Origin of the sequence: Tropicimonas marinistellae (assembly GCF_001509585.1) — a bacterium.
In the GTDB taxonomy this organism is placed as follows: Bacteria; Pseudomonadota; Alphaproteobacteria; order Rhodobacterales; family Rhodobacteraceae; genus Tropicimonas; species Tropicimonas marinistellae.
The window spans coordinates 116,180-138,917 of the sequence record NZ_LNCI01000003.1 but is presented as its reverse complement, the minus strand read 5'-3'; the positions used below and the strand labels follow the sequence as shown (position 1 = coordinate 138,917).

The window sequence follows — 22,738 nt, the reverse complement described above, 5'->3', positions numbered from 1 at the left end:
CGCGGTCTCTAAAATGGAATTCGGCGGCAGTTTCATGCGTGTCTGCTCCCGAACGGGAAAGAACATGCTGTCCGGAGTCTGGATTGGCATGTACGAACACAAACCTCGGTGCGCCTCACTCCATGGCGGTCAATTGCGACGGCCGCGTCTTTGCCTCGCAGTGTGATCCGGCAGTGCATCAGCGGCGTAAACATCTCAAAGCAAGGAGGTGAGGATATGCTGCGCATGGCTCTTTTGACGCTACTCATTGGAATCGGAAGCCAGGTGAATTCGAGCCCGGTAGCGGGGACCTTCAATTCAATCGACGGCGGCACCATCTCGCTGGAGGAATGGCGAGGAGATCCTGTGCTCGTCGTGAACACGGCCTCCCGCTGTGGATTCACCCGGCAATACGACGGACTGCAGGAACTCTACGATCAATACCGTGACCGCGGCCTCAAGGTGCTTGCAGTGCCGTCGGACGACTTTCGGCAGGAACTGTCCAGTGCAGAGGCTGTGAAGGAGTTTTGCGCGGTCAATTTCGGCCTCGACCTGCCGATGACAGACATCACGCACGTGCGAGGCGCGCAGGCGCATCCGTTCTACCAGTCGGTGAAATCGAACACGGGATTTGTCCCTCGCTGGAACTTCAACAAGGTCCTCGTCAGCCCCGAGGGCGACGTGGTCAAGACGTGGGGCTCGCGAACAAAGCCGCTGTCTGCCGAGATCACGCGCCAAATCGAGGCATTGCTGAACTGATTTCACACACGTCGAGCGCAACGGGCATTTGCAATGCCCGTACTTTTTTCAAAGCTGCCGCGTCCTCCAATTAACCCAACCCGCCGAAGTGCTTGGATCGTTCGCGGGAAACGGCGCTAAACACCGACGTCGGAGGGCTTCCGACTAATGGAGCCCGAACACTTCTTGTACGCGCTAGATTTGCTTTCTTACGCTCAGCACCCGCGTATTTTTTCGACGTGTGATTGAACCCTTAGAGCTTGCTCGCGCCAAAAACGGTTTGCTCGCGAGTGACGGTCACCCGATGCGGTAGGCGAGCGCATCCGGCAACATCTCAAGTGCCCGGATCGCCCAGGAAAAGGGTGCGGGGAAGTCGGTTCGGAAGCGTTTTGATTTCATCGCCCTCACGATATGCTCAGCGGCTTGTTCCGGCGACATGAGCATTGGCATCTTGAAATTGTTCTTATCCGTCAAGCGGGTACGAATGAAGCCCGGATTGACCAACCGCACAGTGACTCCGGTCCGGCGACAGTCATACCGCATTGTCTCGGCGAGGCTCACCAACGCGGCCTTGCTCGCCCCGTAACCAATGGCAGCTGGCAAGCCGCGGTAGCCCGCGAGAGAACCCACAAGCGTGATATCGCCGGTTCCGTCCGCCATGTACCTCGGGAGAACCTCTCCAAGCACCCGCACAGCACCTTGGTAGTTCACGTCGCACATGTTCAGTGCAGCTTGCGTGTTCCAGTCTTGCGTGGGCATCGGATCGTATGCGCCGGCGTTGTAGATCACGCCGTCGACCGGTCCCGCCGCCTGCGCGGCGTCGCGCACCGAGTCTGCGTCAGTCACATCGACCTGCACCGCCCACGCGTCGGGCAGCGTGTCGGCGAGTTCCTGAAGCCGCGAGAGGCTGCGGGCCGAAAGCACGAGTTGCGCCCCTTCGCGCGCCAAAGCCGTGGCCAGAGCGCGCCCGAGACCCTCGCTCGCCCCCACAAGCCAGTAACTCTTTCCCGATATCGAACTCATTCTGCTGCCCCTAGCGCTGCGCGACTGACACGTTCCCGCCTTTCGCGTGTGAATTCCCGTGCCGGGAGACCGCGCACTTCACGTGGGCCGCACAAGGTCGACACGCCATGCTCAAGTGCGCGCGAACCTCCAGGTTCCCGTACCGTCCGGTGCGCGACGCTGAACCGGTTGGCCGAAAATGAGTGCGGCGCGTCCTCAAGGCAAAAGTCCGAACGCAGAAGACCCAATCCATTGATATGGGTGTTTGTCCGGTGCGCACGACGAACGTGAGAGAAGTGTTGGGCGGTGTTGTTGTTCATGCGCCTGATACGCACCTCACCAGCGATCGGATCGGTCTTTGCGCTCCTCCCCAAATGCGACCCACGCGCCAACACGCCTTCCCCACAACGGCGGGAATGTTTCTTGCACACTTCTGATCCGCAACCGGAAAGCGAACGTATTCAGTCCAAGAAAGAAAACGAGGACTTCATGTTAGACTGCCAATCGGCACCACGGAAACGTATCGCCATCGTCGGCGCTGGCATATCTGGCATGTCAGCGGCCTATTACCTGGGTGCCGATCACGATGTGACACTCTTCGAGTCCTCCGGACGACTCGGCGGTCATGCGCGCACGGTGATCGCCGGGCAAAATGGCGATCAGCCGGTGGATACCGGTTTCATTGTGTTCAACTACGCGACCTATCCCAACCTGACCCGTCTGTTCCGCGACCTCGACGTGCCAGTCACCAGAAGCGACATGAGCTTCGGCGCGAGCATCGACCATGGACGCATTGAATATGGCCTTGGCAACCTGCGCGGATTGCTTGCCCAGCGGCGCAACCTTGTCCGGCCACGCTTCCACGGGATGGTTCGGGATATCCTCCGGTTCGGGAAACGGGCCGAGTTGGCTGCGGATGATGACAACAAGTCCATCGGGGAACTGGTTGATGAACTCCGGCTCGGCACCTGGTTTCGAGATTACTACCTCATGCCCATGTGCGGCGCTATCTGGTCGACACCTGTCCGGGAGGTGGATCGCTTTCCGGCCCGCTCATTGGTCAGATTCTTTCGCAACCACGCCTTGCTCGCAGGCGCGGGAAAGCACCAATGGTGGACAGTTGCGGGCGGCAGCATCGAATACGTGCGCAGGCTCGAAAGGGCCATGCGAGCGAACGGCAGCACGATCCGCTTGAACGCGCGCATCGTGGGCCTGAAGCGTGACGCCTTGGGCGCAACACTCCGTGTTGCCGAAGGTCACGAGGAGCGCTTCGACGAGGTCGTACTCGCCTGCCACTCAGACCAGGCGCTGGCACTCCTCGGCCCGAACGCCACCGCATCCGAACGCGCCCTGCTCGGCGCGATACGCTACCAGACGAACACCGCCGTGCTGCACTGCGACCCGGCACAGATGCCGAAGCGGCGCGACTGCTGGTCAAGTTGGGCCTATCGGTCACAGGATGGGGCCATTGGCGTCACCTACTGGATGAACCGCCTGCAAGCGATACCCGAGCGCGATCCGCTTTTTGTCACGCTCAATCCGCCGGCGGAGATCGCAGAGCACCTGGTGTACGACCGCAAGGACTTTGCCCACCCGGTTTTCGATGGGCCGGCCTTGCAGGCACAGCGCGGCCTGCAACGCATGCAGGGTCAAAACAGAACTTGGTTTGCCGGCGCCTACAACCGCCACGGCTTCCACGAGGACGGCATCGCAAGCGCGCTTCGGGTCGTCCGCAAGATCAACCAGAAGACACAAATGGAGGGTCTCCACCATGAGACTGGCGGCGAGGGCTCTGAAGACCAAATTCCTTTCGACGTGCGAGCAGGTCACTGAGGGTCAATTGACAGTCTGCACGCCCGAAGGCGATGTCCATCGCTTCGGAAGCACGGGTGCGGAAGCCGTTATGGAAATCCGCGACTGGTCTGCCGTCGCCGCCATCGCGGCGCACGGGCAGATCGGACTTGGCGAAGCCTATGTGCAGGGATTGTGGGATACCCCCTCGGTTGAAGGATTGATCACCCTGGCGATGCGGAACCGCAAAGAACTCGGCGCCTACGATCACGCCGCCCCCCTGAACCGGCTTAGGTTTCGGCTGGTCGACACGGCCCTGCGCGCAAACTCCCGCCGCGGCGCGCGTAAGAACATCCGCGCCCACTACGATGTGGGCAACGAGTTTTATCAACTCTGGCTTGACGAGGGAATGACCTATTCCTCCGCGCTGTTCGACGATGCGCCGGCGGACCTGGAAGAAGGCCACCGCCGCAAGAACGCCCGGGCGCTGTCGCGGCTCACCGATGGAGAGAAGCTGCTGGAAATCGGGTGTGGATGGGGTGGTTTTGCCGAGCAAGCCGTCGAAACAGGTCGCCATGTCAGCGGCGTCACCATTTCACGGAACCAGCACAGCTTCGCAGAAGCCCGCCTGGACGGCCGCGCCGATATACAACTCAAGGACTATCGCGAGATCGACGGGCGATACGACAATATCGTCTCCATCGAGATGATCGAGGCGGTGGGGCAGCGATACTGGCCGGACTACTTCGGCGTCATCAAGCGCAGTCTCGCGGAGGGCGGGCGTGCGCTCGTTCAGGCGATTACCGTGCCCGACAGCTTCTTCGACACCTACCGCACATCATCTGATTTCATCCGGCACTACGTTTTTCCCGGCGGTATGTTGCTTTCCGACAGGGTCATCGCCGAACAGGCCGCCGCGGCCGGATTGGCCGTTCGCGACAGCTTCAACTTCGGCTCGGATTACGCAAGGACCTGCCGGATCTGGGCAGAGCGCCTGTCCCGGCAGAAGCGGCGGATCGACGAACTCGGCAACGGAGAACAGTTCTTCCGCAACTGGCAATACTACCTCGAGATCTGTGCCGCCTCCTTTGCCGTCGGGCACACCAACGTCGCGCAGGTCGAGTTGTCCCATGCATAGAACCATTGGCCTATTGCTTCTCCTCCTCCTGGCGCTGCCGCATCCGGCGACCGCGATCGGCTCGGTTCTGCCCGGCGCCAGCGAGCGCGGCGCGGCCGTGTACCGCTATCTCGGGTTTCCCCTCTACGAGGCGCGGCTTTTCACACGCGGCGGAGCGCCGCTCGACTGGAACCAGGATTTCGGTCTGGAACTGCGCTACATGCGCAACCTGACGCAATACGATCTTGTCGAAGGGACCATGCGTGAACTGACCCGGACCGGCGGGGCCCTGCCCGTTCGCGGTCAGTTGGAGGGGTGCTTCGTTGCAGTGCGCAAGGGTGACAGATACCTCGCCGTGACCGATGGCCCGAACCGAGTGGATTTCTGGCTGAACGGCACGCGTACCTGCACCCTTTCGCATCCGCAGATCACGTATCGGTTCATGTCGATCTTTCTCGGCGAAAACTCCCGCTCGAAGAGCTTCACGCGAAAGCTGCGCGGCGGATGAGTGCCAGGGTCCTCATAGGGTCGGCACAGGCGGTGAACCTGTATCCGAGGGTGAGCCTCTACGCGCTCATGCTCGCGTCGGCGGGCATACCGCTCTACATTCACCTGCCACGGTTTGCGTCCGTCAACCTCGGCATCGGCCTGGCGTCTATCGGCGCACTGCTGCTCTCGATACGATTGGTGGACCTGGTGCAGGATCCTCTCATCGGCTGGGCCATCGATCGCTGGCCGGGCGCACAGGTTGGGTTCGCAATGGCCGCCGCCGCAGGCCTTGCCGTCGGGTTTCCGTTGCTCTTCACGCTCGACGCCGGCCCGACGGTGATCTGGCAACTCCTTGCCGTGCTTGTACTCCTCTTTTCCGCCTACAGCCTCGGCTCCATCCTCTTGTATGGCCGAAGCGAAACGCTCGCGGGCAGCCGGGATCCGCGGCAGCTCATGACGCTTGCTGGCTGGCGAGAGGCCGGCATGCTGGCAGGTGTGGTTATCGCCGCCATGGCACCGACGCTGCTATCAGGTGCGGGTGGCGAAGCTGACAGCTACGTCGCGTTCGGGTTTCTACTTGGGATCGTTGCCTGTCTCGTCGCCGGGCTGACCTTGCCGATGTGGCGCCGCCCTGTGCGACCGGGCGCAAGCCTGTCCCTGTCCGGCCTTCGTCGCGCAGGCGCCCTTCGCCTGCTGTCCCTGGCACTGGTCAATAGCCTGCCGGTCGCAATCACCTCGACGCTATTCCTGTTCTTCGTCGAAGACCGCCTGGAACTGACGGGCATGGCCGGACCATTCCTACTGCTCTTTTTCCTCAGCGCCGGTCTAAGCGTTCCGGGCTGGGCACGATTGGCAAACCGGATCGGTGCGCGCTCCGTGCTTCTGCTGGCCATGCCGCTCGCCATTCTCGGCTTCGTCGGAGCTGGCTTCATTGGCCCGGGTAACGCGGCCGCCTTCGCGGTGATCTGCATCGCCTCGGGCGCGGCGCTCGGAGCGGACATGGTCGTGCTGCCCGCCATGTTCTCGGTTGCTCTGACACGATCTGGCCTGAACGCCTCGGCCGCTTTCGGCATATGGTCGTTTGCCGGAAAGTTGGGCCTCGCGCTCGCCGCCTTCCTTGTCCTGCCGGCGCTGGAGGCGAGCGGCTTCGCCCCGGGCACAGACAACACGCCCGACGCAATACGCGCCCTGACCATCGCATACGCAATCATTCCCTGCATCCTGAAACTCTTCGCCATGGCCTTGGTCCTGGCGTTGCCGAACGAGGAGCCCCTTTCATGACCCAGACGTTCATTTTCGCTTTGATCCTGCTCGTAGTCGTCGCCGTTCTGGCCCGCGCGATGCTTCTCAGCTTTCGCGCGCAACGGCCGCGCGACTATGCGGCAACCGCGCCGGAGTTCGATCTGAAACAGGTCCTGAACGGTCCGATCCAATCGGAAGGGCTTATCTATGGTCCGACCGGACGCATGACCAACAGTTTCGTCGCCGAGATGTACGGCGAATGGAGCGGTGACAGTGGAACCCTGACCGAGGTCTTCACCTATTCCAACGGCAACACAATGCAGCGGAAGTGGTTTCTTGAACTCCGGTCGAACAACACATTCGTGGCAAAGGCCGATGATATCGAGGGCGAGGGGCGCGGTGTGATATCCGGATCAACAGTGATGCTGCGTTACCGGATCCGGTTGCCAGAGGATGCCGGCGGTCACGTGCTCGACACAACAGACTGGATGTATCTCATGGCGGACGGGACAATCATGAACCGTTCCGAAATGCGCAAGTTCGGCATCAAGGTCGCGGAATTGATCGCAACGATGCGCCCGGCACAAGTCGACGAAAACCAAACGATTGCCGCCCAGTAGACCGGCGCGACCCGAAAGCGATTTCATGATGAGAAAGAACCTCGCACTTCTCCTTCTTTTTCTCGGTCTCGCCGCTTGTTCCGGCACACCGGGCGAAAACGATGAATTGTTGTCAGAGCGGCAATTGAACCTCGAAGAGTTCTTCGAAGGTCAGACCGTCGCCTATGGGCAGTTTCAGGACCGCTTCGGTACCGTACAGCGGCGATTCACGGTCGACATCGAGGGAACCTGGGACGGTAGCACCCTCAGGCTCGTCGAGGATTTCCTTTACGACGACGGAGAGACCGAGCAACGCATCTGGACCCTGAAAAAGACTGGGGAAGACAGTTGGGAAGGGTCCGCCCCTGGGGTGCTCGGTGTCGCAACGGGAATGGAGCGCGGCGATACCTTCAACTGGCGTTACCGGATCGACCTGCCCGTGCGTAGTGGAACGATGCGAGTCGACTTCAATGACTGGATGTGGCTGCAATCCGAGGACAGGCTTCTCAACCGGGCGTATGTATCACGTTTTGGTGTCCGGCTTGGCGAAGCGATCATCCAGTTCGAAAAACTCTGAAGCGACGCACACAGGCGCTGTGTGGTGTCGCTGTCTCTGGCGCGCGCGCATGACCCCGATCGGGCATCCGCCCGCCCGCGGCCGCCCGATCCGGTTAGACGCCAGCGACGAATGACGCCACGCCAGAGCCTCTTGCGACCGGCAATCGGCGCCCACCCGGACATGGCTTTCAGCGCTCGGCGTTAACGCCCCTTGAAAAGCCCGCCCAGCACGCCGCGCACCACCGCCTGTCCGGATTTCGTTCCGAGCTGCCGGGCGAAGCTCTTGGCAAAGGCCTCGGCCACACTGTCAGTGCGCGATGTACGCCGCACGGGTTTCGATGTGGAGCGGCCCACCCGGCTGCCGGAGTAGCGGCGCCCGGACTGGTATTCACGCTCGGCGACCGACGCCGTCTCCTCGGCGGCCTCGGCGGCTTCTGCCTCCGCCGCGGCCGCGGCCGTCCGCGCCTTAAGCATTTCGAACGCGCTCTCCCGGTCCAGCGCAGTGTCGTATTTGCCAGCCAGTGGCGATGTGGCGATAACCTGTGCCCGCGCCGCCGTATCCAGCGGCCCGAGTTGAGACGACGGCGGGCGAATGAGCGTGCGCTCGGCCATTCCCGGCATCCCCTTCTTCACCAGAAAGGAGGTCACGGCCTCGCCGGTGCCCACCTCGCGGATCGCCGTTTCAATCTCGAAGTCGGGATTATCGCGGTAGGTCTCGGCTGCCTGCTTGAGTGCCCGGCGGTCTTTCGCGGTGAACGCGCGCAGCGCGTGCTGTACCCGGTTGCCCAGCTGCCCGAGAATGTCCTCGGGCACGTCCGCCGGGTTCTGGGTGACGAAAAAGACGCCCACGCCTTTGGACCGGATCAACCGCGCCACCTGCTCCACCTTGTCCACCAGCGCCCGTGGAGCGTCGTCGAACAGCAAATGCGCCTCGTCGAAGAAGAAGACGAGCTTCGGCTTGTCCGGATCTCCAACCTCGGGAAGGGTCTCGAAAAGCTCGCTGAGCAACCACAACAGGAAGGTCGCATAGAGCCGCGGCGCGGCCATCAGCTTGTCGGCCGCCAGGATGTTCACGCGGCCGCGCCCCATGGCATCGGTCAGGAACAGGTCTCCAAGCTCCAGGGCCGGCTCGCCGAATAGCTTCTCCCCGCCCTCCGCCTCCAGTACCAGCAACCGCCGCTGGATCGCACCGACGGAAGCGGTGGATATGTTACCGTAGCGAAGGGAGAGCGCCTTGCGCTCCTCGCCGACCCAGACCAGCAGCGATTGCAGGTCCTTCAGGTCAAGGAGCGGCCAGCCCTGCTCGTCGGCCACGCGGAAGGCGATGTTGAGAATGCCCTCCTGCACCTCGCTCAGCTCCAGCAACCGCGACAACAGGAGCGGACCCATCTCCTCCACCGTGGTCCGGACCGGGTGTCCCTGCGCACCATAAAGATCCCAAAAGGTCACGGGAAACGCCGAATAGGTATAGTCGGAGAGCTTGATGGTTTCGGCCCGTTCGGTAAACGGCGCATGGGTTCCGGCGATGGCCGAACCGGCGGCGGCCAGCCCGCTCAGGTCCCCCTTCACGTCCGACAGGAAGACAGGCACGCCCATTGCGGAGAACCCCTCGGCCAGGATCTGCAAGGTCACCGTCTTGCCGGTGCCCGTTGCGCCGGCAATCAGCCCATGCCGGTTGCCATAGCGCAGCAGCATCTCCTGCGGCACGCCATAGCCCGCTCCGCCCCCGCCCACGAAAATACGATCCATCCATTCGCTCCCGTCGAAATCCCGCCCGAAGATACATTGTTGGACGCGATGCGCCAGAACGGATACCCGAGGCGCTCTGCACCATGGGGTATGCGCGCTGTCTCCGGCGTTTGCGCCGATCCTGCGGCTGCCTGAAAAACCATCACCACCCGTTTTGGCGCTCATAAGCGATCAAAATGGAAGCAGGCGGAAATTTGCCTGTTGACCGCCATTTCCAATCGCCCTAGCGTCTGCCCGTCAAGTCGGCCCGTCCGACAGGGAGTAAAAGAAAACGTGCACAAGCACGTGGGGTTCGCCCCCGAAAAAGGGTCCAGTCGGGCCCTTTTTTTGCCGACCTGCCAAAACTTCGTTTCCCCTGGACATCCCCCGCGCGTTTCAGCCGGCAAGGTCACCACTCAGAGTGCCCGGCATAGGCAAGGATCCGCGTTCGCAAGCGCAGCCAGCAACCGACCGGGGGACTTTCCCACCTGACACCCGGCTCCGTGCATGGTACATGCGGCGGCAAAACAGCGAACCGAATAATTCAACTCGAGCCGTAAAGCGATCATTCCAACATGACACTGCACCTTCCCGCCCGTTTGCCGTCTCTGGCCCTTGCCATCCTGCTGACCGCCGTACCCGCCTACGCCCAGGACACTGCAACCGATGAGACCGCCGCGCCCGCGACCGCCGACACCGCCGAAGGCGACCTCGGGCTCAACATGGGAACGCCAGTGCAGGCCGAAAACGAACTCGGCTCCACTTATATCAAGGACGTGTCCGGCGATTGGGAAATCCATTGCATCCGCACCCAGTTGGAAGCCGATCCCTGCGCCCTGCACCAAGTAATGCGCGACGATGCCGACAACCCGGTCGCGACAATCGAGCTGGTAAACCTTCCCGCTGGTCAGCCCGCCGCGGCCGGGGCGACCATCGTCACGCCGCTGGAGACGCTGCTCACCGAACAGGTCACGCTTTCGGTCGACGGCGGCGCCGGACGTAAGTACCCGTTCAACTTCTGCACCCAGCGGGGCTGCGTCGCGCGCGTGGGCTTCAGCCAGGACGATGTCGCACGATTCAAGCGCGGCAATGCCGGCCAACTGGTCATAGTCCCGCTGGTCGCACCGGACCAGCAGGTCGATCTCTCCATCTCGCTCGCCGGCTTTACGGCGGGTTTCGATCAGATCACCGAGTTGAATGCCGCCAATGAAGCCGCCATCCAGAAGGTGCAGGCGGAGGCCTCCGAGGCAGAGGGCAACGGAAACTGATGCATCTCAAGTGACTGGATATCCGCCGCCCCTATCGGGCGGCGGTTTTCTTTTGGTTTGGGATGTTCGGCAATTGATCGGGGGCACGCGCACTTCCATGCCCCTTCGCGCACGCGCGCTGAAGACGCGCGAGAGTGAGACGTTCGTCGTGTTCATACACAAGCCATCTTAGCGATCAAAACCGCCGGTCGAAACGCACACGGCGCCAGTCGTCCGACTAGTTCTGGATTGATTGCAGGTAGTAGACGAGCGACAGAATACGCCCCCGTGCCACCATTTCCGCCGTCTCGCCTCGCTGGCTGGCTGCGGAGGATTGGAAGCGCTCCCCCCAAATCGGCATCTGACTGCCATGCGCCCGAACCCCATCGCGACCATCGATCGTCATCAGGATCGCTTCGTAGGGGAAGCTGCCGTCATTTGCCTGTGAAAGCTCTGTCAGATTTGGCGTCGATATGTTCAGGAGGTCCGCAAGGGGCCCGTCACCCATGGCACTTTCGCCGTGACACCCGGCGCAAGCCACCAGATACTCCTGCTGGCCAAGCTCCGCGGCTCGTTCTTGTGCCATCAGGGCGGTTGGGGCGAGTGAAACGCAAAGGCCCGCGATTATTACAAAAAATCTCCTCATATCCAGTTCCCTCCACTAGAAGTAACGTGGGGGAATTGTCGCATCCGCGGCGGGATCTGTCGCTGAGGTAGATCAACCTACACGCGATCACACGGCGCGTACGCGCCACATCGCTGACCTTGCCACACCGATGGAATGCGAGGTTACTGAACCGGTTGCGGTCGCCGCGATTCCTGCAACGACGGCCTGCAAAATCCAGTGGCCCAACGCCCGCTATAACCTGTCGCGGTCACCGGTATCTGACAAGTCATCCAAGGTGCTGCTGCGTGTCAGCCAGCCATCCAGCATCGCCCGGTTGAGTCCATCGCGGGAGCGTCGCGGCAACCTCGGGATCGCGCCAGTTTCACACTCGGCGCAGCGCCAGAACCGCGTTGAGGCCACCGAAGGCGAAGGCGTTCGACAGCACCACATCCACCTCCGCCTCGCGCGCCACGTTGGGCACCACGTCCAGCGCGCATTCCGGGTCGGGCTCCTCGTAACCGATGGTGGGCGCGATCACGCCCTCGCTCAACGCCAGCGTGCAGGCCAGGAGTTCCACCGCACCGGTGCCGCCGATCAGGTGGCCGTGCATCGACTTGGTCGAGGAAATCATCAGGTCGTTGGCATGGTGGCCGAGCGCATCGGCAACCGCCGCGCATTCCGTTTTGTCGTTCGCGGCCGTACCCGTGCCATGCGCGTTGATGTAGCCAACCTCGTCCGGGTTCACTCGCGCATCGCGCATCGCCAGCGTCATCGTACGGGCGGCGTTTTGCTTGGAAGGCATGACGATATCGGCGGCATCCGAGGTCATTGCAAAGCCGATCACCTCGGCGAGGATCTCCGCGCCCCGCGCCTTCGCATGTTCGTATTCCTCGAAGACGAAGACCGCCGCGCCCTCGCCCTGCACCATCCCGTTGCGGTTGGCCGAGAACGGGCGGCAGGCGTCCTTGGACATCACCCGCAATCCTTCCCAGGCCTTCACGCCGCCGAAACAGAGCATGGATTCCGATCCGCCGGTGACCATCACCTCGGCCATGCCGGAGCGGATCAGTTGGAACGCTTGCCCCATGGCGTGATTGGAAGAAGCGCAGGCTGTCGCCACGGTGAAGGTCGGCCCCTTGAGGTTGAACTCCATCGAGACATGGCTCGCCGCCGCATTGTTCATCAGCTTCGGCACGACGAAGGGATGCACACGGTTCTTCCCGTCCTCGTAGACGGTCCGGTAATTCTCGTCGAGCGTGTTCATGCCACCGCCGGAATTCCCCAACACCACGCCGGAGCGCGCCGCCAGATCGCCGACGAAGGTCAGCCCTGCCTGCGCCAGCGCCTCCCGCGCCGACAGCAGCGTGAACTGCGTGAACCGGTCATAGAGGACGATCTGCTGGCGGTTGAAATGCGTCTCCGCGGCATAGCCCTTGACCTGCCCGCCGATCTGGATCGTCAGCCGCTCCACATCGCGCATCTCCAGCGGGCCGATTCCGCAGCGGCCTTCGCGCATTGCCTCCCAGGTCTCGGCGACATTCGTTCCAAGGGCATTGATCGTGCCCTGCCCGGTAATGACGACGCGCTTCACGAGGCGGTCTGCTCCGCGACGAGCCCCTCGACCGCCGAAATGATCGCGGCGACAGAGGAAATATCGAAATCGCTCTGCTCGGGTTCGTTGGCATTGAAGGGCACGGAAATGTCGAAAGCTTCCTCGATGGCGAAGATGCTCTCCACCAGGCCCAGACTGTCGATGCCGAGGTCTTCGAGCGTGGAGTCCATCTTCACGTCGGCCGGCTCCAGCACCGCCTGCTCCGCAATGATCGCAATCACCTTGTCCTTGACGTCTGCGGACATGCTGCCATCTCCCCTGCTCTCTTTGTCGGGCACATTTAGTCCTTGCCGTCTGCCTTGGAAAGAACCTTTCGCAACTCCGCGACCTCACGGAACAGGCGCGGCAGGCGGCGCAGCGCCTTGTAGCTTTCCACCTGGGCGGACATCCGCGTGGCGGGATATCCCATCATCACGCGGCCGGAGGGGACGTTGGACAGCACCTTGGTGCCCGCCGAGACCACCACGTCGGACCCAACGGTGATATTGTCGGCCAGCCCCGATTGCCCGGCCATGACGACACGGTCACCGACCACGGTGGAACCCGCTACCCCGGAATGGCCGCAGAACAGGCAATCCTCGCCCGTCACCACGTTGTGGCCGATCATCACCAGATTGTCGATCTTGGTGCCGCGGCCGATCCGGGTCGCGCGGATCGTGCCCGCGTCGATCGTCGCATTGCTGCCGACTTCCACGTCGTCACCGATCTCGACCCCGCCCAGGGAATGGATCTTCACCCAGGCGTGGCCGGTGTTCGCCACTTCGTCGCTCATCGTGCCGCGCGCCTGTTCCATGCCCGACGCCTGAGGCGTCACGAACGAAAATCCGTCGCCGCCGATCACCGCGCCGGGCTGGCAGGTGAACCGATCGCCGATCCGGATGTTGCGGCCGATCCGGACGCCAGCGTGAATCAGCGCATCCGCGCCGATCTGCGTGCCTGCCCCGATGCTCGCATGCGGAGCGATGCGGGCGCCCTGCCCAATCCGCACGTCCGCGCCGACCACGACATAAGCCCCGATAGCCGCCCCGTCCCCGATCTCCGCGGTCGGCGCGATGACCGCCGTTTCATGCACTCCTGAAGCGATCCCCGGGCCGGCGTCCAGCAATTGCGTCAGCCCGGACAGGGCATATCGCGGCCGCTCGATGAGCACCGCCGCCTCCAGCCCCATGGACCGCCAATCGGCCCCGGCCCAGAGCATCGCCGCCCGCGCCGCGCCATCGGCAAGCCGCTCGGCATAGGCCGGGGCCATGGCAATCGCCAGCGCATCGGCGGCCGCGCCGGCGGGTTCGGCAGCATGGGAGACGGTCTGTTGCAGGTTTCCCTCGGCACGGGCGCCGAGCGCCTCCGCAATCTGCTGAATGGTGAAACGCATCTGGGATGTCCTGCCCTTTGTCTGTGCGACCCTTTCGGTTGCGGCCGAGATTTAGTGCATCGCAGGGTTTCTGCGCAACCGCGGATCGGCTGCGTCACACTCGCCTGCGCGCCGCGCGCCTACACCCTCGGGCGGCCCGGCTTGCGCGGGAAAGCGGGGCATGGCAAGTGTCCCGCCAGGACGCCCATTCATGACACTGCCACCCTCTTCTCTCTGGCCGCGCATCCTGCTGGCCGCGCTGATCGGAACGCTCTCGGGTATCGTGGCCCGGGGTATCGGAATGCCGCTGCCGTGGATGCTCGGCCCGATGCTCGGCTGCGGGGTTGCAGGGCTCTCCGGCGCGCCGGTGCACGGCCCCGTAGGGCTTCGACCGGTGGTCATTCCGGTCATCGGCGTCATGCTCGGCTCCGGGTTCCACCCCGGGCTGCTCGAGCACATGGGCGCCTGGACCGGCACCCTGCTGCTCCTTCCGGCCTTCCTCGCCGCCGCCACGATCGCGAGCTACACCTTCTACCGCGCCGTCGGAAAATACGATCCGGTCAATGCCTTCTTCTGCGCCGCACCCGGCGGGCTCAACGAGATGATCATACTGGGGGGAGCCGCCGGTGGTGACGAGCGCCGCATCGCGCTTGCCCATGCACAGCGCGTCTTCCTGGTGATTTCCGCCATCGCTCTGTTCTATGCGTTTGCGCTGGATATCCGTGCCGCGCGCGGTCCGGGCGCCTGGGTATCGCTCACCGATCCCAGTCTGCGCGACTGGGCGGTTCTCGGTACCTGCGCGGTTGCTGGCGCCGCGCTTGGCAAACCGCTCCGCCTGCCTGCACCACAGCTCTTCGGGCCGGGCCTGCTCAGCGCCATCGCCCACCTGACCGAGATTGTCACCCTCCCGCCGCCCTCGCTTCTGGTCATCGTCAGCCAGATCACCATCGGCTCGATTCTCGGCTGCCGCTTCGCCGGGGTGAACGCACGGGAAATGGGCCGCGACCTGGCCGTCGGTGCCGGTGCAACCGCAGTGCTCCTTGCCGTCACGGTACTATTCGCCGCCCTTCTCGGCCCGCTTACCGGGACGCCCCTTGCCCAGGGCGTGCTCGCCTACTCCCCCGGCGGCCTGACGGAAATGTCCCTACTCGCCTTTGCCATGGATCAGGACGTTGCCTACGTATCCACCATGCATATCGTCCGGATCGTGCTGGTCGTTTTCGCCATGCCCATGGTCTTCCGCCTGATCGGCAAACGCCTTGTTGCCGCCTCTCGGCGCGACGGCACCGACGACGGCTGACTCATAAAGTTGCAGATTGGCCATGATCTCGATACATTTCGTTTCGTAACACTTTGTTGCTTCCGCAACGTCATATTTACCGTCTACATTTAAACCACTGTAAGAAACGCGGATTCGTCCGGGGGGTTGGCGGCCGCAATTATGTGAGTCTGTGTTATGAGCGATTACAAAAGTCCCAAGTCCCAGTCATTGCCGGAACGTCCGCCAGAGGCCCGTACCCGGCTCGATCCCCAGCAGGAGCAGCCCAAGCCGGTGCCCGAAGTGAGCCGCAAGCCGCGCTTCACCTTCACCGACTTCGCCAGTATCTGAGCCAGTCTCGGAGGCGGTTGCCCGAAGTTCGGACTATGCCTGTGCGTTCAGCGCAATTACGCTCTGCGCCATGGCTGACCCGATATCCTCTATCCGCAATCTCGGCCCGGCGATGGAAGCGGCCTTTGCCCGGGCCGGGATATTCTCCGCGCAGCAATTGCGCGAACTCGGCACCGACGCGGCCTACCGACGGTTGCTGCAAACGGGCACGCGGCCCCACTTCATCGGCTACTACGTGATAGAGATGGGGCTGCAGGGCCGCCCCTGGAACGATTGCAAGGGCAAGGAGAAAAGCGCGCTGCGCGCCCGCTTCGACGCCCTTGTCGCCGGCACCGCCGAGACCCACACCACCGAAATCGAGCGCATTCTCAACCGGATCGGAACCGGCGTCCGCCGCTGACGACGCGCGCCGCCAGACCGGCTCAGGGGGCCGCTTCGGGCTCCCACAACTCGACCGGATTTCCCTCGGGGTCATGTATCCGCGCAAACCTGCCAACCCCTGGCAAATCGTCCCGCTGGCTGGCCTCGATCCCCGCTTCGGCAAGCCGAGCCAGCAGGTCGTCGAGGTCGCTTACCCGGAAATTCACCATGAAGGCGCGCTCCTCGGGAAAATAGGTCGTGTCCTCGGCAAAGGGTGCAAACACCGTAACACCCTCGGTGGAAACCCACGGCGGCGTGGTCATGTCCGTGGGTGCGCGCGTGACGCCCAGGTGCGTTTCGTACCATTCCGCGAGCGCCCCGGGATCCTTCGCCCGGAAGAAAAGCCCGCCAACTCCCAGTACCTGACCCGCCATCGTCGCCTCCCTCGCACCCGGACGTGGTGTCCAATGGATCGATCATAGGGGCGCGAGCAGCCTGTACTCCACAAAAAAAGGGCCGCCCCCTGCCGGGAGCGGCCGCCGTGCATGCGGTCACCCGAGGGTGGTCAGCCGACCAGTTCGAGGCCCGAGAAGAAATAGGCGATCTCGACCGCGGCGGTTTCCGGCGCGTCGGAACCGTGCACCGAGTTTTCACCGACGGATTCCGCGAACTCGGCGCGAACCGTGCCCGGCGCGGCATCGGCGGGGTTCGTCGCACCCATCACCTCGCGGTTCTTGGAAATGGCGTCCTCGCCTTCGAGAACCTGCACCACCACCGGCTCAGAGGCCATGAAGGTGGTCAGTTCATCGAAGAACGGGCGTTCCTTGTGCACGGCATAGAAGACGCCGGCCTGGGCCTTGGTCAGGTGGATACGCTTCTGGGCGACAATGCGCAGGCCGGCATCCTCGAACTTTGCATTGATCTTGCCGGTCAGGTTCCGCTTGGTCGCGTCGGGCTTGATGATGGAGAGCGTGCGTTCGATGGCCATGGTCTTGCCTTCTCTATTGCTGGCGGCGGGCGCAGCGCCCAACCTTCAAATCCGGCGTCGCCCTAACATGGCGCCCCGGACTTGAAAAGCCATGTCCGCACTTCGCACGTCAGAGGAAGAACACGTCGTCCACGTAGAAGTCATCTCCTACACCGGCAATGACATTGAACTGCTCGACACCGCTCGCATTGAGAATGTCGAGGCGTCCCGAAGCATCCAGATCCGCCTGTGTCACGGTCACCTGACCCAGGGCGTTTCCGTTGATGTCGGAAAAGACGAGCGTCGCCTCCTCGCCGGCGTCGAGGCCGACGAAGTACATCCCACCCAGATCGAAGGCCTGGTCCTCCGCATGCTTGACGTTCATCTCATGCGTCGTGCCATCGGCGTCGGTCCAGACGCGGAACTCGTCGTCGCCGTCCCCGTCATAGTCGAAACTGGCCGCTCCTGCGTCCCGCTTCTCGAAATAGTTGGTCGCCGAGGTGAGCTGGCTGATCCAGAAACTACCGCCAGGCCCGTCCTGGTAGATGTAGATCCCCAGAAGATCGGCCACGAAGTCATCGTAAACTCCGACCATGTCCTCGAATTGGATATCGCCCTCTGGCGCGGGGTAGCTCACCTGCAGGCTGACATCGCCGTATTGCACGGCCCCGGCCCCGTCCGTCGCCTCGTACCAGAAATAGATCGACGGCGCGTCCTCGCCCACAGCGGGCACGTCGTCATATTGCCCGTTGGGGTCCCAGATCAGCGTGTCCTGCGCCGTCAGCGTCAGAATCGAGCCATCGTTCAGCAAGCCGCCACCGGTGAAATAGTTCAGGTCGACACCGTCCGGGATCAAGTCCGCGTCGTTCACGCCGTCGTTGTCGAGGTCGATCTGAACGTCAAGGATCGCGGAGATCGCAAGCCCCTCGCCATAGTCGCCGCCCTCGATGTAGTCGTTGGCCAGAACGTCAACCTCCACCGTTCCGTCGAAGGGCACGAAGGCGAAATCGCTTTCGGTGATTACGGTGCCCTCCTCGGGAGGCTGGATGAACAGCACCTGCTCCACGTTGGTCAGATAGTCGACATCGCCACTACCATCGAGCGCGTAAACCTCGAAACCGGTGACGACCTCGCGTTGCTTCTTACCCTTTCCGACGAGCTCGGTCAGGATCACGACGTCGTAGTCGATCCCTTCCTCGCCCACGTACATGACAACGTCGATGCCGCCGTCGCTTCCGCCGTCGACATAATCGGTGCCCGCACCTGTGAAGATGATGTCCGATCCGTCGCCGCCGTTGATGGTGTCGCTGCCGGCGCCGCCATAGAGCGTGTCGTCCCCCGCGCCGCCCTCGATGGTGTCGGCCCCGTCACCACCGTCGATCTCGTCGTTGCCGGCGAGGCCCCAGATCACGTCATCGCCCGGGGTCGCGCCGACCGGCTGAGTCAGAGGGGTGATGATGTCGTCTCCCCCGGTGCCGACGATCGCCCCGTCGGGCGGCGTTGAGGTGGACTTGTTGCCTCCGGCAGAACTGGGTTTCGGCATGGCGTTTCCTCACGTGCAAGGACAGGCCGCCCCGAACGCCCATCACGATTGACCTTGATCAGGCAGCGTGACACGGAACCGGCCAACATCCGCGCATTTTCTTTGAATGATGCCAATCCGGGATCAATTCCGGGGCAAGCGCCGGATTGTCGCGCGTGGCGCTTGCGACGCCACCAGCGCAGAGCCGGGGCGCTGCCCCGGACCCCGGGATATTTCCGGACAGAAGATGCAGCCTATCTGCAATGCACGCCGTTGACAGCATCGCGGGGCTGGGGCAGAGGCGGGCCATGCTCAGGCTCACCGATATCTCCTATTCCGTCGAAGGCCGGCCGCTCATCGAGAATGCGTCGGCCGTGGTTCCCACCGGGCACAAGGTGGGCGTGGTCGGGCGCAACGGCACCGGCAAGACCACGCTCTTCCGGCTGATCCGGGGCGAGTTGACGCTGGAGACCGGTTCCATCGATCTGCCGAAGGGCGCGCGGATCGGCGGGGTGGCCCAGGAAGTGCCCGGCAACGAGGTGTCGCTGCTCGATACGGTGCTTGCGGCGGACACCGAACGTGCGGCGCTGCTGGTGGAGGCCGAGACTGCGACCGATCCCGCGCGCATCGCGGAGGTGCAGACCCGTCTCACGGATATCGACGCCTGGTCGGCGGAGGCGCGGGCCGCGTCGATCCTGCGCGGCCTCGGTTTCGAACCCGAGCAACAATCCCTGCCCTGTTCCGCCTTCTCCGGCGGATGGCGGATGCGCGTGGCGCTGGCCGCGGTGCTCTTCGCACAGCCCGACCTGCTGCTGCTCGACGAGCCGACGAACTACCTCGACCTCGAGGGCGCGCTCTGGCTGGAAAACTACCTGACGCGCTATCCCCACACGGTGCTGATCGTCTCCCACGACCGGGCGTTGCTCAACCGCTCGGTGCAGGCGATCCTGCACCTGGAGGACCGCAAGCTCACGCTCTACCAGGGCCCCTACGACACCTTCGCCGAAACCCGCGCCGCCCGCATCGCCGCCGCCGAAAGCGAGCGCAAACGGCAGGAAGCGCGGCGCGCGCATCTGCAGAGTTACGTGGACCGCTTCCGCTACAAGGCGGACAAGGCCCGGCAGGCGCAATCGCGGCTCAAGGCAATCGCGCGGATGAAACCTATCGCGACGCCCCAGGAGGCGGCGCTGCGGCGTTTCACCTTTCCCGAGCCGGAAGAGCTCAGCCCGCCCATCGTGGCGACCGAAGGAGCGGCCATCGGTTATGGCGAAACCACGGTGCTCTCGCGGCTCGCGCTGCGGATCGACCAGGACGATCGTATCGCGCTTCTGGGGAAGAACGGCGAGGGGAAATCGACCCTCTCGAAGTTCCTTGCCGGCCGGCTGGACGCGCAGAAGGGCCGCATTCAACGGGCCGGCAAACTGCGCGTGGGCTATTTCGCCCAGCATCAGGTGGACGAGCTCTTCGTCGACGAGACCCCGCTGGAGCACATCCGCCGCCAGCGCCCGGATCACGCTCCGGCGAAATTGCGTGCCATGCTTGGCGGCTTCGGCATCGGCGCGGAACAGGCCGACACGGTGGTGGCAAAGCTATCGGGCGGGCAGAAGGCGCGGCTCTCGCTCATGCTTGCAACGCTCGATGCGCCGCATCTGCTGATCCTCGACGAACCGACGAACCATCTGGACATCGAAAGCCGCGAGGCGCTGGTGGAGGCGCTGACCGCCTATACCGGCGCGGTGATCCTCGTGAGCCACGACCTGCACCTGCTCACCCATGTCGCCGACCGGCTCTGGCTGGTCTCCGGCGGGCGTGTCACGCCCTACGACGACGATCTTGACGCCTACCGCCGGATGCTGCTGGAGCGTGACAGGCCCGCGCGTCCGAAGGTTGGACCGACACCGAAACGGGTCAGCCAGACGGCGCTGACAGACCTGAAGTCCGATGTGAGAAAGTGCGAACAGCGCATTGAAAAACTGTCGGAAATGCGCGAAACGCTCGCGAGCCGCCTCGCCGACCCAACGGTCTACGAGGAAGCCAACAAGGACCGGCTCGATCTCTGGCAGCAGAAATTCGCGGAGGTCGAGGCGGCGCTGGAGCGAGCCGAAGTGCTGTGGCTCGCGGCAGAGGAGCGGCTGGAGGCCGCGCGCTCCGCCCAGAACGGCTAGCGGTCGCGAGGCCGTCCGGCCGGTGCCGGTTGCAAGGGGGGTGACGGCGGGCGCAAAACGGCCTATGGCGGCCCGATGGAGCCAACCTTTTACATCAACGCCTTCGTGGCGCTCTTCGTGGTCATCGACCCGATCGGCATGGCGCCCGTGTTTCTGGCGCTGACGCAGGACCACACCGCGGCGGAGCGGCGCGCCATTGGCTGGCGGGCCATCGGGATCGCCTTTGCAATCCTCCTGGCGTTCGGGCTGCTGGGCGAGGCTCTGCTCGGCGCCATCGGCATTTCCTTCCCTGCCTTCAGGATTGCCGGGGGCATCCTGCTCTTCCTCACGGCACTCGACATGCTCTTCGAGCGCCGGACCGCCCGGCGCGACCACACGGCCGAGGAGCACGAACGCCCCGACCCGTCCGTTTTCCCCCTCGCCGTGCCGTTGATGGCCGGCCCCGGTGCGATCACCGCGATGATCCTGCTGGTCGGACAAGCGAACACCCCCTTGCAGGCAGCCGGTGTCTTTGGCGTCATGGCGCTGGTGCTGGCCGTGCTGGCCGTGCTTTTCCTGAGCGCGAATGTGCTGGAACGTCTGCTCGGCCGCACGGGCACGGTGGTGGCGACACGGCTCCTCGGCATGCTGCTGGCCGCGCTCTCGGTTCAGTTCGTCCTTGACGGGCTGCGTGGCGCGGGCCTCATGCCGGGGTGATCGGCGGGGATCTGGTGCGGGCGCTGCCTGCGCCCTACATGAACAATCATACCGCCGCTGCGCCGAAGGAGACGCCATGAGCGCCGACCAGACTGCTTCGCTGATCTATCTCGTGCTGCTGGGCAGCGTGATCGCGGGGTACTTCTTTCTGTCGCAGCGCCGCGCGCTCGGCCGGAGCCTGCGTCATGCGGGGCTCTGGGCGCTGATCTTCATTGGCGTCATCGTTGGATACGGCCTCTGGGGTGACCTGCGCGATACCGTCCTACCGCAACAGGCGGTTTTCGCCGAGGCGGGTCGGGTCGAAGTGCCGATGGCCGCGGACGGTCACTATCACATGGTGCTGCGGATCGACGGCACGCCGGTTCAGTTCGTCGTCGACACGGGCGCGTCCGACATCGTGCTGTCGCGCCAGGATGCTGAACGCGCCGGCTTGTCGGTCGACGGACTGGCCTTCGTCGGCGTGGCCAATACCGCCAACGGAACCGTCAAGACAGCGCGGGTTCGGCTTGGTGAAGTCGCCTTGGGCGAGATCACCGACCGCAACGTTCCCGCGCTCGTCAACGGCGGCGAGATGCAAGGCTCGTTGCTTGGCATGTCCTATCTCAACCGGTTTGCGCAGGTTTCCTTCGGTGGCGGAAAGATGGTGCTGACCCGATAATCCAGGCAGTCGCGTTGGGCCGCGCATGACCTGCGTCATGGCAGAGTTTCCCCTGCATTCGTATACTTGTGCCACGGAGGTCCCGGGCGGAGCTCCACTCCGCAGTGGTTGGGTCCTTCGCGACGAAGGGAGGAACCGCCATGAAACTCAAATCATTTGCACTTCCGCTTCTGGCCGCTGTCTGCCTTGCGCTTTCGGGCGTTCCCGCAGGCGCAGAACAGGATGAAAACCCCGACCGGATGGAATTCCTCTGGGCCTGCGCCAGTTGCCACGGACAGGACGGCAAGGGCGATGGTGAGGTCGGAAAGCTGCTGACCGTGCAGGTGCCCGACTTGACGCAACTCTCCGCCGCCAACGACGGCACGTTCCCGATGCTCAAGGTGATCCACATCATCGACGGGCGGTCCGGAGTGCGCGGCCACGGCACCCCGATGCCGATCTGGGGCGCCACCTATCGCAGCGAGATCGGCGGCAGCCTAGGCGACTACGGTGCCGAAACAGTGGTGCGCGGCCGCATCCTGTCGCTTGCCTACTATCTTGAGTCGATCCAGGAGTAGGTTTTTCCGAAGATAGGCCGTCCGGACACCGAGATATCGGAGGGTGTCCCGAACGGAAACGTCCGCAGGAATGCTCCTGCGGACATTCACCGTGAATTGCTCCGAGCATAGGTCGGCCTAGGACTCTCGCGTTCGACGCGAGAG

Annotated in this window: 24 protein-coding genes; 15 read left to right on the top strand and 9 right to left on the bottom strand. The window is 63.6% G+C overall.

Annotated features, from left to right (window positions below):
- Positions 1-216 precede the first annotated feature (216 nt).
- Positions 217-738, top strand: a complete 522-nt coding sequence (locus ARC39_RS06870; protein ID WP_068112078.1) for a glutathione peroxidase — start codon at positions 217-219, stop codon at positions 736-738.
- Positions 739-1,014: 276 nt separating this feature from the next.
- On the opposite strand, the gene ARC39_RS06865 is transcribed toward ARC39_RS06870, so the two are convergent.
- Positions 1,015-1,740, bottom strand: coding sequence for an SDR family NAD(P)-dependent oxidoreductase (locus ARC39_RS06865; RefSeq protein WP_068112074.1), 726 nt, complete (start codon positions 1,738-1,740; stop codon positions 1,015-1,017).
- Positions 1,741-2,208: 468 nt separating this feature from the next.
- On the opposite strand from ARC39_RS06865, the gene ARC39_RS06860 reads away from it, so the two are divergent.
- From ARC39_RS06860 to ARC39_RS06835, 6 genes are read left to right on the top strand one after another with little or no spacing between them, the layout of a single operon-like run.
- The gene (locus tag ARC39_RS06860; RefSeq protein ID WP_068113189.1) at positions 2,209-3,552 is read left to right on the top strand and encodes an NAD(P)/FAD-dependent oxidoreductase; all 1,344 of its coding nucleotides are present in this window, start codon (positions 2,209-2,211) and stop codon (positions 3,550-3,552) included.
- On the top strand, positions 3,491-4,648 hold the full coding sequence (locus ARC39_RS06855; protein WP_068112072.1) for an SAM-dependent methyltransferase: 1,158 nt from the start codon (positions 3,491-3,493) through the stop codon (positions 4,646-4,648). The genes ARC39_RS06860 and ARC39_RS06855 overlap by 62 nt, the downstream gene beginning before the upstream one ends.
- Positions 4,641-5,135: a hypothetical protein gene (locus ARC39_RS06850; RefSeq protein ID WP_068112069.1), complete on the top strand. Its 495-nt coding sequence runs from the start codon at positions 4,641-4,643 to the stop codon at positions 5,133-5,135. Before ARC39_RS06855 ends, ARC39_RS06850 begins: the two co-directional genes overlap by 8 nt.
- On the top strand, positions 5,132-6,397 hold the full coding sequence (locus ARC39_RS06845; RefSeq protein ID WP_068112066.1) for an MFS transporter: 1,266 nt from the start codon (positions 5,132-5,134) through the stop codon (positions 6,395-6,397). Before ARC39_RS06850 ends, ARC39_RS06845 begins: the two co-directional genes overlap by 4 nt.
- A complete protein-coding gene (locus tag ARC39_RS06840; RefSeq protein ID WP_068112064.1) occupies positions 6,394-6,978 on the top strand; it encodes a DUF3833 domain-containing protein in 585 nt (194 codons plus the stop codon). Before ARC39_RS06845 ends, ARC39_RS06840 begins: the two co-directional genes overlap by 4 nt.
- Positions 6,979-7,003: 25 nt before the next feature.
- Positions 7,004-7,534, top strand: coding sequence for a DUF3833 domain-containing protein (locus tag ARC39_RS06835; RefSeq protein ID WP_068112062.1), 531 nt, complete (start codon positions 7,004-7,006; stop codon positions 7,532-7,534).
- 182 nt (positions 7,535-7,716) lie between these two features.
- Here ARC39_RS06835 and ARC39_RS06830 read toward each other — a convergent pair whose 3' ends face one another.
- Positions 7,717-9,264, bottom strand: coding sequence for a helicase HerA-like domain-containing protein (locus ARC39_RS06830; RefSeq protein WP_068112060.1), 1,548 nt, complete (start codon positions 9,262-9,264; stop codon positions 7,717-7,719).
- Between the two features lie 554 nt (positions 9,265-9,818).
- Here ARC39_RS06830 and ARC39_RS06825 point away from each other — a divergent pair.
- Positions 9,819-10,511, top strand: coding sequence for an invasion associated locus B family protein (locus tag ARC39_RS06825; RefSeq protein WP_078059121.1), 693 nt, complete (start codon positions 9,819-9,821; stop codon positions 10,509-10,511).
- A 217-nt stretch (positions 10,512-10,728) separates the two neighbouring features.
- Here ARC39_RS06825 and ARC39_RS06820 read toward each other — a convergent pair whose 3' ends face one another.
- The 4 genes from ARC39_RS06820 to ARC39_RS06805 all read right to left on the bottom strand — a co-directional run bounded on the left by ARC39_RS06820 (position 10,729) and on the right by ARC39_RS06805 (position 14,081).
- Positions 10,729-11,136, bottom strand: coding sequence for a c-type cytochrome (locus ARC39_RS06820; RefSeq protein WP_068112058.1), 408 nt, complete (start codon positions 11,134-11,136; stop codon positions 10,729-10,731).
- Positions 11,137-11,479: 343 nt separating this feature from the next.
- The gene (locus ARC39_RS06815; RefSeq protein ID WP_068112055.1) at positions 11,480-12,688 is read right to left on the bottom strand and encodes a beta-ketoacyl-[acyl-carrier-protein] synthase family protein; all 1,209 of its coding nucleotides are present in this window, start codon (positions 12,686-12,688) and stop codon (positions 11,480-11,482) included.
- A complete protein-coding gene (locus ARC39_RS06810; RefSeq protein ID WP_068112052.1) occupies positions 12,685-12,954 on the bottom strand; it encodes an acyl carrier protein in 270 nt (89 codons plus the stop codon). Before ARC39_RS06810 ends, ARC39_RS06815 begins: the two co-directional genes overlap by 4 nt.
- 35 nt (positions 12,955-12,989) lie before the next feature.
- Positions 12,990-14,081 carry a UDP-3-O-(3-hydroxymyristoyl)glucosamine N-acyltransferase gene (locus ARC39_RS06805; RefSeq protein WP_068112050.1) on the bottom strand — a complete coding sequence of 364 codons (1,092 nt, stop codon included), beginning with the start codon at positions 14,079-14,081 and terminating at the stop codon, positions 12,990-12,992.
- A gap of 190 nt (positions 14,082-14,271) precedes the next feature.
- Here ARC39_RS06805 and ARC39_RS06800 point away from each other — a divergent pair, with 190 nt between their 5' ends.
- The 3 genes from ARC39_RS06800 to ARC39_RS06795 all read left to right on the top strand — a co-directional run bounded on the left by ARC39_RS06800 (position 14,272) and on the right by ARC39_RS06795 (position 16,069).
- Positions 14,272-15,360, top strand: coding sequence for an AbrB family transcriptional regulator (locus ARC39_RS06800; RefSeq protein ID WP_068112048.1), 1,089 nt, complete (start codon positions 14,272-14,274; stop codon positions 15,358-15,360).
- Between the two features lie 156 nt (positions 15,361-15,516).
- Entirely contained in the window at positions 15,517-15,669 is a 153-nt protein-coding gene (locus tag ARC39_RS25815; RefSeq protein ID WP_161470939.1) for a hypothetical protein, read from the top strand.
- Between the two features lie 70 nt (positions 15,670-15,739).
- Entirely contained in the window at positions 15,740-16,069 is a 330-nt protein-coding gene (locus ARC39_RS06795; protein ID WP_068112045.1) for a TfoX/Sxy family protein, read from the top strand.
- Between the two features lie 22 nt (positions 16,070-16,091).
- Here ARC39_RS06795 and ARC39_RS06790 read toward each other — a convergent pair whose 3' ends face one another.
- The 3 genes from ARC39_RS06790 to ARC39_RS26380 all read right to left on the bottom strand — a co-directional run bounded on the left by ARC39_RS06790 (position 16,092) and on the right by ARC39_RS26380 (position 18,539).
- Positions 16,092-16,463: a VOC family protein gene (locus ARC39_RS06790; RefSeq protein ID WP_068112043.1), complete on the bottom strand. Its 372-nt coding sequence runs from the start codon at positions 16,461-16,463 to the stop codon at positions 16,092-16,094.
- A gap of 131 nt (positions 16,464-16,594) precedes the next feature.
- Positions 16,595-17,017 (bottom strand): nucleoside-diphosphate kinase, encoded by a 423-nt coding sequence (ndk, locus tag ARC39_RS06785; protein WP_068112039.1) that lies wholly within the window; start codon positions 17,015-17,017, stop codon positions 16,595-16,597.
- A gap of 109 nt (positions 17,018-17,126) precedes the next feature.
- A complete protein-coding gene (locus ARC39_RS26380; RefSeq protein WP_068112037.1) occupies positions 17,127-18,539 on the bottom strand; it encodes a calcium-binding protein in 1,413 nt (470 codons plus the stop codon).
- Between the two features lie 287 nt (positions 18,540-18,826).
- On the opposite strand from ARC39_RS26380, the gene ARC39_RS06775 reads away from it, so the two are divergent.
- From ARC39_RS06775 to ARC39_RS06760, 4 genes are all read left to right on the top strand, one after another.
- Entirely contained in the window at positions 18,827-20,683 is a 1,857-nt protein-coding gene (locus tag ARC39_RS06775; RefSeq protein ID WP_068113184.1) for an ABC-F family ATP-binding cassette domain-containing protein, read from the top strand.
- A gap of 75 nt (positions 20,684-20,758) precedes the next feature.
- Positions 20,759-21,379, top strand: coding sequence for a MarC family protein (locus ARC39_RS06770; protein ID WP_068112032.1), 621 nt, complete (start codon positions 20,759-20,761; stop codon positions 21,377-21,379).
- Between the two features lie 76 nt (positions 21,380-21,455).
- A complete protein-coding gene (locus ARC39_RS06765) occupies positions 21,456-22,037 on the top strand; it encodes a retropepsin-like aspartic protease family protein (RefSeq protein ID WP_068112029.1) in 582 nt (193 codons plus the stop codon).
- A gap of 140 nt (positions 22,038-22,177) precedes the next feature.
- Complete coding sequence (locus ARC39_RS06760; RefSeq protein ID WP_068112026.1) at positions 22,178-22,594, top strand: c-type cytochrome; 417 nt, start codon at positions 22,178-22,180, stop codon at positions 22,592-22,594.
- Positions 22,595-22,738: the final 144 nt, after the last annotated feature.